Origin of the sequence: Beijerinckia sp. L45 (assembly GCF_009765775.1) — a bacterium.
Classification (GTDB): domain Bacteria; phylum Pseudomonadota; class Alphaproteobacteria; order Rhizobiales; family Beijerinckiaceae; genus RH-AL1.
On record NZ_LMUU01000048.1, the window covers coordinates 1 to 14,476 of the forward strand.

The window sequence follows — 14,476 nt, forward strand, 5'->3', positions numbered from 1 at the left end:
CCGGCGCCGGCGCCCAGAAGGCTGCCGGCAATCACCGCGCCCGGGCCGCCGCCGGCGGCCGCGCCGATCGCGGCACCCGTTCCGGCGCCGATGAGGGCGCCGCTGCCGGCGCGCTGTTCCGGCGTATAGCCGCAACCCGCCAGGCCGATGGTCGCGACAAGCGCGACCGAAGTCAGGAGTTTTGTCATGGTTGATCTCAAGATGATGCCCGCCCGCCCAGGGCTCCTCACCAACAAGCGGCGAGCCCGGCGGTCAAGATCGTGCCAGTGCGACGCTGTGTTTTTCCTGAACACGCGTTATTTTGAGCACTCATTTTTCGGTTTGGTTAACGATAGAGGCCAGGCCCGCGTGCACCGCGGCCATTGACCGGGCGGAAAGGCCCGCCTAGACCGGCCGGGCCAGCCGGTCGGACGGCCGCTGTCGACATCTGCAAAGATCTTGGTGGAGGAAAGTCCGGGCTCCAGCGAGACACGGTGCCGGATAACGTCCGGCGGGGGTGACCCTAGGGAAAGCGCCACAGAAAACAAACCGCCCCGGGGAATCGCGAAAGCGGGACACCGGCGGCAAGGGTGAAACGGTGCGGTAAGAGCGCACCGCGCGGCTGGTAACAGGCGCGGCATGGCAAGCCCCACCGGGAGCAAAACCGAATAGGGGCGACACGGCACGGCTCGCTTGCGAGTGCGCGCAAGGTCTGTCTTCCGACCGTCGCCCGGGTTGGTTGCTCGAGGCGGCCGGTAACGGCCGTCCCAGAGGAATGGCCGTCACGTGCGCGGGCAACCGCGCGCCGTACAGAACCCGGCTTAAAGGCCGGCTGGCACTTCTGTCCGGCGGATAGCGCCGGACAGACTCTCATGCGCTCAGGCGAGCCGTCCCGAGGCGTGGGCGAGCATCGTGTAGACCTTGCCGCTGTCGGAGGCGAGGTAGGTCTTCGTCATCTGGTCGTCGCGATCGTTGTCCTGGATCTGCGTGAGCAGCCGTTCGAACTCCTGCACGTAACGATCAACAGTCACCCGAAAATCATTGTCCCCGCGGTAGCGCTTGCGGATCTCCTCGAACGTCCGCGCGCCACGGCCGGTATAGATTCCACCCGAAAACGCTTCTTCGTCGCCATTGCGGTAGCGATCCCACGCGTCCGCCACGGCGCTGGGGTCGACCATCCGCGCGATGTCGAGGGAGATCGCATCGAGCGGCTCCGCGCCGTTGAGGCCACGTGCCGGCGGCAGCAGGTTCGTCGACACCGTTGGCGCCTCGTCGCGCGAAGCCCGCGCGAGCAGGTCGGAGAGCCAGCCCTGACCTCGATCGGCCGTCTGCGCCGGCCGGACAGGGCCTGACAGACGGGGCGTGGCGAGTGGCTCTGTGCGGGTGGCGAGCGGCGCCGCAGGGCGCGGTGCCGGCTGGGTGACGACATCTTGCCGTGGCTGCTGCACCCGCACGGGGCTTTGCCGGACCGGCTCGGCGCGTTGCGTCTCCTGGCGTTGGGCTTCCTGGCGCTGCGGTTCTTGGCGTTGCGGACCCTGGCGCGGTGCCTCCGGCATCGGAGCAGGCGCGGACCGCGACTGGCGGACCGGTGCGGCGACCTGCATCTGCTCCGGCTCCGACAGATCGAGCGAGCGGCCCGAGCGGGTGACGATATCCGTCAACTCGTTGAGCGCCTTGATCTGGTCGGCGACGACGCGGCGCATCGCGGCGGCCTGTTCTGCCGTTTCGCGTGGCAGATCATGGGCGTTGCGGCGCACTTCGTCGCGGGTCGCGTCGAGCTCCTGCTGGATCTGCTTGGCGATGCCGCGCATCTCCTCGGCGGCGGCCTGGAAGCGCCCCGTCGAATGCGTGAAGATGTTTTCGATTTCGCCCGCGGCCTGGTCATAGGCCGAGCGCAGGGCGGAGGCGGTTCGTTCGCGCTCCTTGCCGGAGGAAGCGCGGATCTCGGCGAACTGCTGCTCGATCTGGCCGGCGGTCGATTCCGATGTTTCGGAGAGGAACGACCCGATATCGCGCGCCCGCGCTTCCGCCTTCTGGAACGATTCGTCGAGAAGGTTGGAGAACGAGGTCATCATCGATTCGAAGTCATCGTGCTTGGCCGTGACCGCGTTCAACAGTGATTCGAGCGAACGGTGGCGTGCCGCAAGCGTCCGGTCGAGATCGCCCTGCGTCTGCGACAGCGCGGCCGAGGAGGTCGTCAGAGCCTGGTGATGGCCGGCGATCGTCGCGGCGACGCTGCCGGCGCTTTCGATCGTCTGACCGGCGCTGGTATTCAGGCGATCGATCTCGCCTGAGACATGGGCGATGGCCCCACGGAAGTCCGTCATCCGCTCGCCGAGCGTCGTGTCGATGGCGGCGAAGTCGGTGTTGGCGCCGCCGATCATCCGCTGCAGGGACGCGCTGCTGGCGCCGAGCCGGTCGATGACGCCGACCATCTCGGTGCGAAGCTTTTCGTTAGTGGTGATGAGGGAGCGAACCGAAACCGCGACGCTGCCTTCGACGGCATCGCGAAGCTCCCCGCCGGAGCGCTCGAGCGCCGCGGTAAGATCGGTCTGGGTCCGTCCGAGGTGCTCGACGATGAGCGAACCGCGTTGCGCGATGGTCTGGGTGACCATCTCGCCGACGCTGGTCATCTCGTTGGCGATCGCGCCGCCGCGGGCCGTCAGGGTCTCGACGAGGCGGGTGCCTTGATCGTCGAAGAGGGCGTTGAGGCTGTTGGAGCTGGCCGACATCCCCTCGTGGAATGTGCGACCCTTTTCGTCGAGCGCCCGCTCGATGGCGCCGAGGCCGCTGGTCAGGGTCGTGGCGATGTCCGTGACACGGCCCTGGAGCACGGCCCCGGCTTCGCTCGCCTGCGACGTCAAAGCGCCGTCGATGGCAGCGAGCCCCTGCTTGAGAGTCGAAGCGATCTCCGCGACACGCGTCTGGAGGATCGTGCCGGCTTCTGTGGCGCGGGTCGTCAGGGCGCTGTCGATCTCGGCGAGATGGCCGTTGAGGGTCGAAGCGATTTCGGTGACACGGCCTTGCAGCACGGCGCCGACTTCGCCCGCGCGGCCCGACAGGGTCTGGTCGATCTCGGCGATCGCGTTGGTGACGATCGCGCGCAGTTCGGCCGCTTCGCGATCGAGTGTTGCGTTCAAGGTGGTGGAATGCTCGCTCAGCATGCCGTCGATGGCCATGGCGCGGGACACGAGATTGTCCGCGACGACGCGGCCCTTTTCCTCGAGATCCGTGGAAATGACACCGAGGCGACCGACGATCTGCTTGTCGAGCCGCGTGATGTGACCATCGAGCGTGTCGGACATCGCCGCAGTCCGTGTCGTGAAGACGGTCTCGATCTCCGAGGCCTTCGACTCGATCGCCTGTGCGGCATCGCGTCCGCCATCGCTGAGGGTGCGGGCGATTTCCATCGTCCGCTCGGCAAGCGCTTCGTTCAGCGCCTTGGCACGGTTTTCCAGACCGCTGTCGATCCGTGCCACCAGGGTGGCGAGCGTCGAGGAGACGGCGTGGACGCGGTCGACGGCGCGTGTCTCGATCGAGCCGATCTGCGTATCGAGAAGTTCCGCGGCTTCGCGGATGCGGACGCCGAGGCGATCGTCGAGGCCCGCTCCTTGAACGGTGAGTGTGTTCTCGATGGCACCGAGGCGGTCGGTCAGTGTCGCGGTGAAACGTTCGGCGTGATCGCCGATCCGCGTCGTTGCCGCGTCGCCATGCGTGACGAACGTGTCGTTGAAGTCGGCCAAGCGGCTGGCCAGCGCTTCGTTGATCCGGTCACCATGGGTTCCGATGGCGGCGATCGCCTCGGCCGAGAGCTCGGCGAAGCGCGTGTTCAAGGCATCGACCTGCTCGCTCAGGCTGGCGATCGCATCGCGGGTGTTGGCGACGAAGGAGTCCTGCAGCGCGTCGGCGTGCTGGGCCAGGGCGCCCGCCGTCGCTTCGGCGCTGGTCGCGAGCTGCCCATGCATGTCGTCGATGTGGCCGGCCAAGGCGGCGACGGCGTCCTGCGCCGTGGTCCCCAGGCGCTCATGCATCGTGGTGGCATGGTTGTCGAGCACGGCCAGCGTGTCGTTCGTGGTGCCGGACAGGCGCTCGCCGATGATCTTGGCGTGGGCATCGACCGTCGCGATCATGTCGGCGGCGGTCGATGCCATTTCGCCGTTGACGGCGTCGCGGTGGGCGGAAAGCGCGCCGACCGTCTCTGCCGTGGCGGCATCCAGTTTGGCGTGCATCGCGTCGGTGTGCGCGTTGAGCGCCGCAACCGTCGTTTCGGCCGTGCCGGTCAGACGTTGTTCCAGATTGTCCGTGTGCGCGGCGAGGCCGCCGGTGGTTTCGCGCGTGACGGCATCGAGCCGCTCGCTCAGCGCGCTTGAATGCGCATCGAGCGCCGCCAACGTGTTGCTCGTCGTCGTCTCGAGGCGATCCTGCAATGCCGCGGAATGCTTGGAGAGCGCCGCGATCGAGCCATCGTTGGCGGCGGCGAGGCGTTCGCTCAGGGTCTGGTGATGAGCATCGAGCGCATCGACCGTGTGCTGCGCCGTGCCGGCCAGGCGTTCGTGCATGTCGTCGACATGGGCGCTGAGCGCGACGATCGTCTCGTTCGCGGTCGTCGACAAGGTGTCGTGCATATCCTCGGCATGCGACGCGAGCAGCGTCGTCGTTTCGTTGGCGATGGCCGCAAGGCGGTCCTGCAGCTCGTTGGCCTGGCTGTTGAACGCCTCGATCGTCTCGCTTGCGGCGCCACCGAGACGCTCGTTGAGGCTGTCGGTATGGGCGGTGAGGGCGGTAACGGTTTCGTGCGACGCGGCGGCGATTCGCTCCTGCAGGGCATCGCCGTGGGCGGTCAACGCGCCGGTCGTCTCGGCGGCCGTGGCGGCCAGGCGTTCCGTCATGGCGTCGGTGTGGCCGGCGAAGGCGACGATCGCTTCGTTCGCCGTACCGGTCAGTTGCTCGTGCATGAGGACGGCATGGTCGCTGAGCGCGTTCGTCGTTTCGGCCGTGGTCGCGGCAAGACGCTCGTGAAGCGTCCCCGTATGTTCGGCGAGGGCTGCGACGGCTTCGTTGGATGTGCCGGTGAGCTGCTCATGCATGATTGCGGCGTGTTCGCTGAGCGCCGTCGTCGTGTGGTCCGCGGTATCCGCGAGCTTGCGGTTCAGCGCGTCGGTCTGTTCGGTGAGCAGGGCGGTCGTTGCGAGCGCGGTCGCATCGACGTGCTCCGCCATCTGATCACGATGGGCGTCGAGCACGGCAACCGTATTGCCGAGGGTCGTGGCGACGCGTTCGTGCAGGCCATCGGTATGCGCGCCGAGGGCCGCGGTGATCTCGTCGGCTGTTTCCGCAAAGCGACGATGAAGGTCGGCGCCGTGCTGTTCGAAGCCGGCCTGAACCCGGGCGTGGTTGTCGTCGAGCAGCGTGGTGAGGTTTGCGCCCGACGTCTCGAAGGCCGCCTGCGCGGCAGCGGTGCGTTCGGCGATCAGCTCGGCGATCTGGTCGGCCATGTCGTGAAGGTTGCCGTGCAGGGCGTTACCCTGGACCGCGACGACGTCGTGCAGGCGGTCGCCGGTTTCGGCCAGACGCACTGCGAGATTGTCGCCGCGCGTGACGATGGCGTCGGAGATTCGCGTTCCCGTCTCGTCGAGGCGGTGCACGATGTCGTCGCCGCGGGATGTCAGATCGCTGACCAGCATCTGCCCGGCACTGGCGAACTTGCCTTCCAGTTCCTGGGTATGACCGGTGAGGGCCAGCGTCACCGCTTCGGTGGTGCGCGTGAGCTTGTCGAGGAGATCGGCACCGCTGGTGCCGATGTTGCTGGCGCAGGTATCGCCGACCTGGACGAGCGCCGAGCGGATTTCCTCGCCTTTGGCGCCGAGCGACTCAGTGACGCGGTTGCCGGCTTCGCTGACGGTTCCAACGAGCCGATCCGAGATGCCGTCGAGGTCGCGGGCGAGATTTTCGTGCGCGCCGGCGATGGCACCACGGACCTTGTCGGCGTTGGAAAGGATCGCTTCGCGCTCCGACGAGAGTTCGTCGATCAGCGAACGCACGCGGCGCTCGTTTTCGCCGTAGGAGCGTTCGAGGTTCGACACTTCGGAGCGAACCAGCGTTTCGAGCTCGCCGGCACGCGCCAAAGCCCGCTCGATGCCATCGCCCATCGACGCGATTTCGCGGCGGATCGCCTGCGACAGTGTGACCATCTGTTCGGTTGCGATCGTCTCCGGCTCGGCGAGGCGGACTGCGACCTGCATCATCGAGCGCGCGGTCATCCGTACTTCCTGGGCGCGGCGGGTCAGGGCGGCGGTCATGAAGAAGAACAGCAGCGGGCCGACGACGGCGAGAAGCACGAGCGCCGTCTTGGGCTGAAACAGGCTGCCGCCGGCAGCGACATCGGCGCGGTCGGCATAGAGATAAAGACCGCAGACGAGGATCCAGGCGACGGACGCGAGGCCGGCGACGACCATCGGCGTGCCGCTCGGCTTGACCTGCAGCGAGCGGAGGATCTGGCCGACCGATTCACGATCGTCGTTGGCGGGCAGGGCATTCGGTGAGACCGTCGGCTTGTCCTCGAACGCCGGTGCGACGGTCGCGGCCTTGCGTGGCTGCGCGAACAGAGCCTTGTCGTCGATTTCGGGGAGCTTGGGACGGCCGTTGCGGTCGCGCTTCTGTCCGTCGCCGGTCTTCAGGAGCGGATTGCTGGTCAGACGATCCTCCAGCTTCGGTTCGATGCGGCGGCTGTCGGGCGCTTGAACAGGCGGCGTACGCAGCGGTCCGGTCGATTCCTGTGGATCGGCGAGATTCAGAGCCTCTTCGATGGCCGACAGGGCCGCAGCCGCCGGATCGTGAGCTTTTCCAGAATTGGCCATTGTCGCCTCTTTTTAATCTGCCGCCGCGTTTACGAGACGTCCGCCTCATCTCGTATCGGTCGGAACACACACTATTAACCAAGTGACACTCTACAGGTTGAGGCTTTCGATGGAAACTCGGATGCCTCGTGGTTCATTAAACGTCGTTAACGCCGCTCGGGTGCCACCTGCTCGCGGACAATCGACTGAGGAGCACGACCTGGAAAAAGACCGGCCTGCTTTGACGCCCCATAGGAATGAGACCGATACGGCGGTCCATGCTCTGGATTCGGCCTATCTCACGTCGCAAACGTTCGGCGATATCGAGCTGGAGATCGAACTTCTCGAGTTGTTCGTCGTGCAGGCGCGCCGCCTCGTGCCCAAGCTGCCGACCGACGATGTCAGGGAGCGGGCCGATACCGCGCATCTGCTGAAAGGATCGGCACGCGCGATCGGGGCGCCGTTGCTCGCCACGGCCGTGGAAATCTACGAACAGGCTACGGAAACCCAACAGGCAGCCGACCAGCCCGCCTACCGCGCGGTCGCGACCGCGCTCGAGCAAACGGAAGCGGCAATCGCAGCGCGCCTTTCGGAACTCCAAGCGTAATCTTTGCAGCTGACGCCCGGAGTTCCGAAGCCCCTATTCATCGCGGCAGCCTTTCTCTAAAAGACGCTCACTTCGCCTAAAATCCGCGGCGCTGCCGGCGCTGCTTTTCGAGGATCGTCCATGCCTTCCATCACGTTTATCGACTCGAAGGGCACGTCGAGGGTTATCGATGCGGAGGTCGGCTCGACGGTGATGGAAACGGCGATCCGCCACAAGGTGCCGGAGATCGTTGCGGAATGCGGCGGCGCCTGCGCCTGCGCGACCTGCCACGTCTATGTCGACGAGGCTTTCATGCCGATCGTCGGCAAGCCGCAGGCGATGGAAGAGGACATGCTCGACTTCGCTTACGACGTGAAGCCGAACTCCCGCCTCTCTTGCCAGATCAAGGTGACCGCCGCGCTCGACGGCTTGACGATCACCACGCCCGACCGCCAGGGCTGAGCGCGATGAGCGCGGCGATCGAGACCGATGTGGTCATCATCGGAGCGGGTCCGGTCGGCCTGTTCGCCGTCTTCGAACTCGGCCTGCTCGATATCAAATGCCATCTGATCGACATCCTACCGATGGCCGGCGGTCAATGCGCCGAGCTCTACCCGGAAAAACCGATTTACGACATTCCCGGCCATCCGACGGTCACCGGTCAGGGCCTGGTCGACAGGCTGCTCGAGCAGAGCGAGCCCTTCAAGCCGACGTTCCACTACGGCGAGATGGTGGAAGCGATCGAGGTTCTGGGTGACGGCAGCGCGCCGCTGTTCCGCTTGCGGACCGACATCGGCAAGACCATCACCTGTAAAGCGGTCGTGATCGCCGCGGGTGGCGGATCGTTCCAGCCTAAAAAGCCGCCGATCCCCGGGATCGAGGCCTATGAAGGAACATCGGTCCACTACGCCGTGCGCAAGATGGAGGCGTTTCGCGACAAGCACGTGGTGGTTGTCGGCGGCGGCGATTCGGCCCTGGACTGGACCTTGAACCTGCAGCCTCTGGCGAAGCGCATGACCCTCGTTCATCGCCGCGACGACTTTCGGGCCGCACCGCATTCCGTCAACGCGATGCGCGACTTGGTGGCTTCAGGTCAGATGGACCTGGCGATCGGTCAGATCACCGGCCTCGACGGCGCCGATGGCCACCTGAGTGCGGTCGATCTCAAGGGCGCTGACAGCTCTGTAAGCCGGATCGCCTGCGAACGCCTGATCCCGTTCTTCGGCCTGACGATGAAGCTCGGTCCGATCGCCAACTGGGGCCTAAACCTCACTGAAAACCTGGTCGCGGTCGACACCGAAAAATTCGAGACGAGCACGCCCGGCATCTTCGCCATCGGCGACATCAACAGCTATCCCGGCAAGCTCAAGCTCATCCTCAGCGGCTTCCACGAGGGCGCCTTGGCGGCCCAGCGCATCCACCGCTACGTCTATCCGGAGAAGCGACTGACGTTTCAGTACACGACGTCGAGCACGAGCTTGCAACGCAAGCTCGGCGTGGCGTAGGGCTTCAATGCCCGCGGCTTGACGTGCCAGACTGCTCGGCCCGCGAGGGCTCGGCCGCCTGAGCGCCGCGCTCATAAGGTTCGGCCTTCGGGCGCCGCTCGACTTCGCTCTCCACGGCGTCCTCGAAGCGCTTCCATTCCGCCTCACTCAACTCCTCGCCGGTCTCTTTCACCGATGCGATCCGCGACATGTGATCTCCAATCTCTTTGGCCCGCGACCTGACGGCGCCCTTTTCAAAACAAGCCAGCGCTCACATGTCTGGTGTGAGGGCTTCGGCTATTGCTCCGCTTAAGTCGCGACGGAGCTGCTAGGTTGCATCGGCCCTGATTCACGGGAGCACCGCGATGACGCCGTTCGGAAAGTCCGTCACCTGGGAACTTCGCGTCGCGAGCGCGGCCGTCGGCACAGCGTCGATCATCGACTACCGATTTCTGCCAAAAGCTTGTGAAGCGCTTGTGACGAACGCGCTGTTCTACGTATGCAGAACCGATGCGATCGAGGCTGCCCGGGCGGCCGTCTTCCGTGACGCCCGTGCCCTGGCGGCAGCCATCGAAACGCTCGGCGTTCATCCCGTGGGGTCCAGCGCCGAGATCGACGCGGCGCGAACACAGGCGCTTGCCTCGTTCGAGGATCTGATCTTGGCAGTGGAAAATGCGCAGGTCACGCATGTCGGCTACGTATTGGGCGTCGCCGAGCTGCTCTGATCGTCCGCGACCGGTTTTTCCGCGCGAAACAGGAAGGGCACGACTTTCCGCAGGTTCGGCGTCCTCTCCGCGGCGAACGGCATCGGCCGGCACACGGAAATCGCCGAAATCCCGATCCGAGCCGTCAGCAGTCCGTTCAGCACGCCCTCACCGAGGCGCGCGGAAATCTTGGCCGCGATGCCGTGGCCGACGACCTGCTGCAACAGGCTGTCGCCCGCGGCCATCCCGCCAGTGATGGCGAGATGCGCGCCGACCGATCGGGCGAGCTTGAAAAATCCGAGCAAGCCGGGCCGGCCCCCATAAATCTGCGCGATCTCGCGGATCAGGCGCACCGCCTGGAGCAGCACGAAGGCGACGTCGATGATCGCACGCGGAGCGATCGTGGTCACCACGGAGACGCGTTTCGCCGCCGCGGCCACCGCGGCCTGGGCACGCTGGTCCAACGGCTGCACGAGGGTGCGCTCGGCGATCTCCACGAGGTCGCGGCCATCGACGATCTCGCTGCGCAGCGCCAGCACGTCCTTCCGCGCCCGCGCCGTCTCCGGCCGGGCAGCATAGAGCGAGGCCAGATCCGCGACGAGGCGGCGAGCCAGCGGTTGGTCGTCGGCGGCATGCGCTTTGGCGAAATCCTGGTGCAGTTTGGCGATATGCCGCTGCCGGCCGATCGCCACCATTTCCCGCCCAGCGATCACCAGCAGGGCCAGGATGGCCAGCGCCGCGAGACCGAGGCCGATTCCGCCCAGCGTCGTCGAGCGGGAAAACAGATCATCGACGATTTTTGTGACCCAGAGGCCGAACGCCAGCGAGACGAGGCCGCCGAGCGCGGACCAGAACAGGCCGCTCCACGATACGACGCTGCGACGGAAGATCCCGCGTTTCTGCGCCGTCTCGACGGCGCGCTCCTCCGGGTCCAAGGCCAGAGTGTCGAAGGCGAACGGGTCCGGCGTGATCTCGACGATAGGGGTCTTGCCCGCCCGCGGCCGCTCGATGGATGCCTCCGAGGCAAGCGGCCGGTCCTTGAACCCGATGGCTGGCTCGGGCTCGATGCGGACCGCGCGGGGGCGCCGGCGAATATCCTCCGGTGTGCTCATGCCAGCCGGTCTCCCAAAAGGAACTGCAGCGCTCGGTCGAGCCGGATATGCGGCAGTGGTTTCGGCGCGCCGTCCTCGTCCAGGTTTTGCATCGGCGGCCGGAAACGCACGAAGCGATAATCCGCCTCGGCGCTGGAGCCGTAGAGCGTTTCACCGTGGAGGGCCGCCTTGGGATCGGTGGGCAGATCGCCGGGGAAGATCGCCGCTTCGGCCACGCCGTCGAAGGTTTCGCCGTCGATGATCTCGCCGGCCGCCGGGATGCCCACCACCGCGTCGAGGGCCTCGGCTCCCTTGCCGATCCGCGCTTCTCGCGTCGCGCGCACGCCGGCCAGCGCGATGACGTCGATCGCTGCGCCGGCGTCATCGGCCTTGGCAATGGCGCGGCTGACGATGGTCCGCAGGATCGCTTCGAGCCGGTCGTGGCTGGTGTGGTTCAGGTGGTCCGCCTTGGTCGCGGCAAACAGAATCTTGTCGATCCGCGGGCGGAAAAACGCGGACAGCATGGTGTTCCGCCCGGCACGAAACGCCTGCAGGATATCGGACAGCGCGGTTTCGAGATCGCGCAGGGCGGCCGGCCCGGCGTTCAGCGCCGCCAGCGTGTCAACGAGGACAATCTGCCGATCGAGCCGCGAAAAGTGGTCGCGGAAGAACGGGCGAACGACGTGCGTCTTATAGGCCTCGAACCGCCGCTCCATCATCGCGGCAAGCGTGTCGCCGCCGTAAAAGACGTCGGGCTTCAGGACGAGCGGCGCGAAGGTCAGGGCTGGCGAGCCTTCGAGATCGCCCGGCATGAGGAAGCGGCCCGGGGGCAGCGTCGAGAGTGCATGGGTGTCGGCGCGGCAGGCTTGCAGATAGGCGGTGAACAAGGTCGCGGCTTCGCGGGCCTTGATCTCGTCCGCGGCGCCTGCGGCATCCGTCGACAAGGTGAACGCCCGCCAGTCCGCGGCCAGCGCGGCGCGCGCCGCGGTGGCGCTGGCGTCGAGTGTCTCCTTCGACCATTGCGCAAACGTCTTGTCGAGCAGCGGCAGATCGAGCAGCCATTCGCCGGGATAGTCGACGATGTCGATGATCAGCGCCGCCGGCCCGGCGCGCAGTCCCGTCGCGCGCTCGAACTCGAGGCGGATGCGCACTTCCGAGATCCGCCGGGTGGAATGCGGCCAGTGCCGGTTCGCGCCGTCGTCGCCACCTGTCAGCGCCGCGCGGTGATCCTCGTAGGCGAAGCGCGGGACGGCGTCATCAGGCTGGGGCTCCAGCTTGCCGCGGGTCAGACGACCCTCCGCCATGACGCGAAACACCGGAAGAGCGCCGCGGCCCTTGCGTGCGCCCGGCGCGCCGAGCTCGGTCAGATGCTGGATCAGCGCCGTGATGAACACCGTTTTCCCAGCACGCGACAGGCCGGTGACGCCAAGACGGACCACCGGAGTGCCGACGCTTTCGCTCAGCGTCTGCGCCAGCGAGCGGGCCTCGAAGATAATATCGGCGAAGAATGACAAGTGAGGTCTCGCGCGGACGATGCCTCTATGTAGGAAGCGAAAGCGCTGCCGTCACGGGGCCAGTCGTCGCTTCACGAGAACGCCTAAGGCGTTATTGCAGCTAGTGGCGTCACCCGCCCACGATGGGACTCGACGATGGTGTCGATCTGGTCCGGATGCGCGGCCCAGAGCGCATAGTCTGCCGGCGTCATTCCTAGAAATGTATGAAGGGGCTGCCGCCCGGGTTCCGCATGCCAACGATTGACGAAATAATCGATTGCACTGGCATCGACCGTCCCCGTCAGGACGAGATCGATGAAGGATGATTCTTCTTTAAACATCGATTCTCCTCCCGCGGACTGCAACGTCGCCTCCATCAGCCCCCGAGCATACTCGGCGTGACGAATCGCTCGAGCCGGCCGCCGCCGCTGCGCGCATCCTCCCAATCGCCGTGATCGAAGACGATCACGGCCAGGCTGCACGGCGGAAAGCTCGACCGCATGGCGTCGAACGTCTGGAGATCGCCCGAGTCCGCCAGTTTGAGCGCGAGTTCCGCAATCCCGGGATTATGGCCGATGATCATCAGGGTCTTCACCGCCGCATCCATGCCGCGCAACGTGTCGCGCAGGGTTTGACGCGTCGCATTATAGAGCGTGGCGTCCTCTGTCGCGGGAACCGCCCGGCCGATTGTGGTCTGCAGATCGGCCAGTGTCTGTCGGGTGCGGGCGGACGGCGAGACGAGGGCGCGATCGGGTACCAGGCGTTTGTCGGCCAGGAACGTCCCGAGCCGCGCCGCGCCGGCATGCCCCTTGTCGGTCAGAACGCGGGCAAAATCGTCGCCGGTCTGTCCGACGGCTTTGGCATGGCGCAGCAGCAGCAGCGTCAGCATCTAGCGTCCCTCGCGGCGGGTGAGGAACGCCAGGCGCTCCAGCAGATGGACGTCGCCCTCGTTCTTCAGCAGCGCACCGGCCAACGGCGGGATCAGCTTTTTGGGATTGGTCTCGCGCAGCATGTCCGGATCGATATCCTCGTTGAGGAGCAGCTTCAGCCAGTCCAGCAGTTCGGACGTGGACGGCTTTTTCTTCAGGCCGGGAACCTCGCGGATATCGAAGAAGATGCGCAGAGCGTCCTCGACGAGGCGTCGCTTGATGTCGGGAAAATGCACCTCGACGATCGCCGCCATGGTCTCGGCATCGGGGAAGCGGATGTAATGGAAGAAGCAGCGGCGCAGGAAAGCGTCCGGTAGCTCCTTCTCGTTGTTCGAGGTGATGATGATCACCGGGCGCACTGCCGCACGGATCGTTTCGCCGGTCTCGTAGACGTGAAATTCCATGCGGTCGAGTTCGAGCAGGAGGTCGTTGGGGAATTCGATGTCCGCCTTGTCGATCTCGTCGATCAGCAGCACCGGTCGCTTCGAGGCGGTGAACGCCTCCCACAGTTTGCCCCGGCGGATGTAGTTGCCGATGTCGGAGACGCGGGCGTCGCCGAGTTGCGAATCGCGCAGCCGCGACACGGCATCGTACTCGTAGAGGCCCTGCTGCGCCTTCGTGGTCGACTTGACGTGCCAGGTGATCAGCGGCGCATCGAGCGCGGCGGCAATTTCTTCCGCCAGAACCGTCTTGCCGGTGCCCGGTTCGCCTTTGATCAGAAGCGGCCGTTCGAGGACGATCGCCGCGTTGACGGCAACGGTGAGATCGGGCGTCGCGATATAGTTCGTCGTGCCGGAAAAGCGCATGCCGATCCCTGTGTGTGCCGCCCGATGTGCCATTCGCGTCGATCCATGGCAAGCGCAGTCCTCGGGCGACCAGCCTGCGCGGATCGGGTCGCGTGGCGGCGTGATCGGCGCTAAAAGCATCGCGATGCTGCTTGATTTCTTCACCGCTCTGCGCAAGGCCGCCGTCCCGGTGACGCTGCGCGAATATCTGAATCTGCTCGATGGCCTGTCCCGAGGCTTGGCGGAAGGCTCGGTCGAAACCTTCTACGGCCTCGCCCGGACCTGCCTGGTCAAGGACGAACGCCACATCGACAGTTTTGATCGCGTCTTCGCCGCGACGTTCAAAGGCCTGACGATATCGGGGGCCGCGTTCGATCCCGCCGATATTCTCGAGGATTGGCTACGCAGCCTCGGCGCCAAATATCTGAGCGATGAGGACCGCGCGGCAATCAGAGCGCTCGGCTGGGACAAGCTGATGGAAACGCTGCGCGAGCGCCTCCGCGACCAGAAAGGTTGGCATCAGGGCGGTTCGAAGTGGATCGGCACATCAGGCACCTCACCCTTTGGGGCCGACGGCTATAACCCCGAG

General features: G+C 65.9%; 11 protein-coding genes, 1 other RNA gene and 2 pseudogenes. 6 read left to right on the top strand and 8 right to left on the bottom strand.

Features of this window, described 5'->3' with window-relative positions; genetic code table 11:
• A pseudogene (locus GSQ79_RS04410) lies at positions 1-188 on the bottom strand (hypothetical protein); the annotation flags it as partial.
• A gap of 210 nt (positions 189-398) precedes the next feature.
• Here GSQ79_RS04410 and rnpB point away from each other — a divergent pair.
• Positions 399-819, top strand: an RNA gene (rnpB, locus tag GSQ79_RS04415) — RNase P RNA component class A.
• Between the two features lie 38 nt (positions 820-857).
• Here rnpB and GSQ79_RS04420 read toward each other — a convergent pair.
• Positions 858-6,836 carry a hypothetical protein gene (locus tag GSQ79_RS04420; RefSeq protein WP_158807524.1) on the bottom strand — a complete coding sequence of 1,993 codons (5,979 nt, stop codon included), beginning with the start codon at positions 6,834-6,836 and terminating at the stop codon, positions 858-860.
• Positions 6,837-6,945: 109 nt separating this feature from the next.
• On the opposite strand from GSQ79_RS04420, the gene GSQ79_RS04425 reads away from it, so the two are divergent.
• The 3 genes from GSQ79_RS04425 to GSQ79_RS04435 all read left to right on the top strand — a co-directional run bounded on the left by GSQ79_RS04425 (position 6,946) and on the right by GSQ79_RS04435 (position 8,906).
• The gene (locus tag GSQ79_RS04425) at positions 6,946-7,422 is read left to right on the top strand and encodes an Hpt domain-containing protein (protein WP_158807525.1); all 477 of its coding nucleotides are present in this window, start codon (positions 6,946-6,948) and stop codon (positions 7,420-7,422) included.
• Between the two features lie 120 nt (positions 7,423-7,542).
• Positions 7,543-7,863, top strand: a complete 321-nt coding sequence (locus tag GSQ79_RS04430; RefSeq protein WP_158807526.1) for a 2Fe-2S iron-sulfur cluster-binding protein — start codon at positions 7,543-7,545, stop codon at positions 7,861-7,863.
• 5 nt (positions 7,864-7,868) lie between these two features.
• Positions 7,869-8,906: an NAD(P)/FAD-dependent oxidoreductase gene (locus GSQ79_RS04435; protein WP_158807527.1), complete on the top strand. Its 1,038-nt coding sequence runs from the start codon at positions 7,869-7,871 to the stop codon at positions 8,904-8,906.
• Positions 8,907-8,910: 4 nt separating this feature from the next.
• Here GSQ79_RS04435 and GSQ79_RS04440 read toward each other — a convergent pair whose 3' ends face one another.
• Positions 8,911-9,096, bottom strand: a complete 186-nt coding sequence (locus tag GSQ79_RS04440) for a hypothetical protein (RefSeq protein ID WP_158807528.1) — start codon at positions 9,094-9,096, stop codon at positions 8,911-8,913.
• A gap of 154 nt (positions 9,097-9,250) precedes the next feature.
• Between GSQ79_RS04440 and GSQ79_RS04445 the strand changes: the two genes are divergently transcribed.
• Entirely contained in the window at positions 9,251-9,610 is a 360-nt protein-coding gene (locus tag GSQ79_RS04445) for a hypothetical protein (RefSeq protein WP_158807529.1), read from the top strand.
• Here the strand turns inward: GSQ79_RS04445 and GSQ79_RS04450 are convergent.
• From GSQ79_RS04450 to GSQ79_RS04470, 5 genes are all read right to left on the bottom strand, one after another.
• Positions 9,580-10,701 (bottom strand): YcjF family protein, encoded by a 1,122-nt coding sequence (locus tag GSQ79_RS04450; RefSeq protein ID WP_158807530.1) that lies wholly within the window; start codon positions 10,699-10,701, stop codon positions 9,580-9,582. The genes GSQ79_RS04445 and GSQ79_RS04450 overlap by 31 nt on opposite strands.
• Positions 10,698-12,194, bottom strand: a complete 1,497-nt coding sequence (locus tag GSQ79_RS04455; RefSeq protein ID WP_158807531.1) for a YcjX family protein — start codon at positions 12,192-12,194, stop codon at positions 10,698-10,700. Before GSQ79_RS04455 ends, GSQ79_RS04450 begins: the two co-directional genes overlap by 4 nt.
• Before the next feature lie 83 nt (positions 12,195-12,277).
• Positions 12,278-12,514: a hypothetical protein gene (locus GSQ79_RS04460; protein WP_158807532.1), complete on the bottom strand. Its 237-nt coding sequence runs from the start codon at positions 12,512-12,514 to the stop codon at positions 12,278-12,280.
• Between the two features lie 35 nt (positions 12,515-12,549).
• Complete coding sequence (locus GSQ79_RS04465; RefSeq protein WP_158807533.1) at positions 12,550-13,062, bottom strand: histidine phosphatase family protein; 513 nt, start codon at positions 13,060-13,062, stop codon at positions 12,550-12,552.
• A complete protein-coding gene (locus tag GSQ79_RS04470; RefSeq protein WP_158807534.1) occupies positions 13,063-13,908 on the bottom strand; it encodes a MoxR family ATPase in 846 nt (281 codons plus the stop codon).
• 124 nt (positions 13,909-14,032) lie between these two features.
• Between GSQ79_RS04470 and GSQ79_RS04475 the strand changes: the two are divergent.
• A pseudogene (locus tag GSQ79_RS04475) lies at positions 14,033-14,476 on the top strand (VWA domain-containing protein); the annotation flags it as partial.

What these genes read in the sequence shown, in the direction of transcription:
- GSQ79_RS04420 (WP_158807524.1), bottom strand. Translation starts at nt 6,836, where the DNA reads ATGGCCAATTCTGGAAAAGCTCACGATCCGGCGGCTGCGGCCCTGTCG.
- GSQ79_RS04425 (WP_158807525.1), top strand. Translation starts at nt 6,946, where the DNA reads ATGGAAACTCGGATGCCTCGTGGTTCATTAAACGTCGTTAACGCCGCT.
- GSQ79_RS04430 (WP_158807526.1), top strand. Translation starts at nt 7,543, where the DNA reads ATGCCTTCCATCACGTTTATCGACTCGAAGGGCACGTCGAGGGTTATC.
- GSQ79_RS04435 (WP_158807527.1), top strand. Translation starts at nt 7,869, where the DNA reads ATGAGCGCGGCGATCGAGACCGATGTGGTCATCATCGGAGCGGGTCCG.
- GSQ79_RS04440 (WP_158807528.1), bottom strand. Translation starts at nt 9,096, where the DNA reads ATGTCGCGGATCGCATCGGTGAAAGAGACCGGCGAGGAGTTGAGTGAG.
- GSQ79_RS04445 (WP_158807529.1), top strand. Translation starts at nt 9,251, where the DNA reads ATGACGCCGTTCGGAAAGTCCGTCACCTGGGAACTTCGCGTCGCGAGC.
- GSQ79_RS04450 (WP_158807530.1), bottom strand. Translation starts at nt 10,701, where the DNA reads ATGAGCACACCGGAGGATATTCGCCGGCGCCCCCGCGCGGTCCGCATC.
- GSQ79_RS04460 (WP_158807532.1), bottom strand. Translation starts at nt 12,514, where the DNA reads ATGTTTAAAGAAGAATCATCCTTCATCGATCTCGTCCTGACGGGGACG.
- GSQ79_RS04465 (WP_158807533.1), bottom strand. Translation starts at nt 13,062, where the DNA reads ATGCTGACGCTGCTGCTGCTGCGCCATGCCAAAGCCGTCGGACAGACC.
- GSQ79_RS04470 (WP_158807534.1), bottom strand. Translation starts at nt 13,908, where the DNA reads ATGCGCTTTTCCGGCACGACGAACTATATCGCGACGCCCGATCTCACC.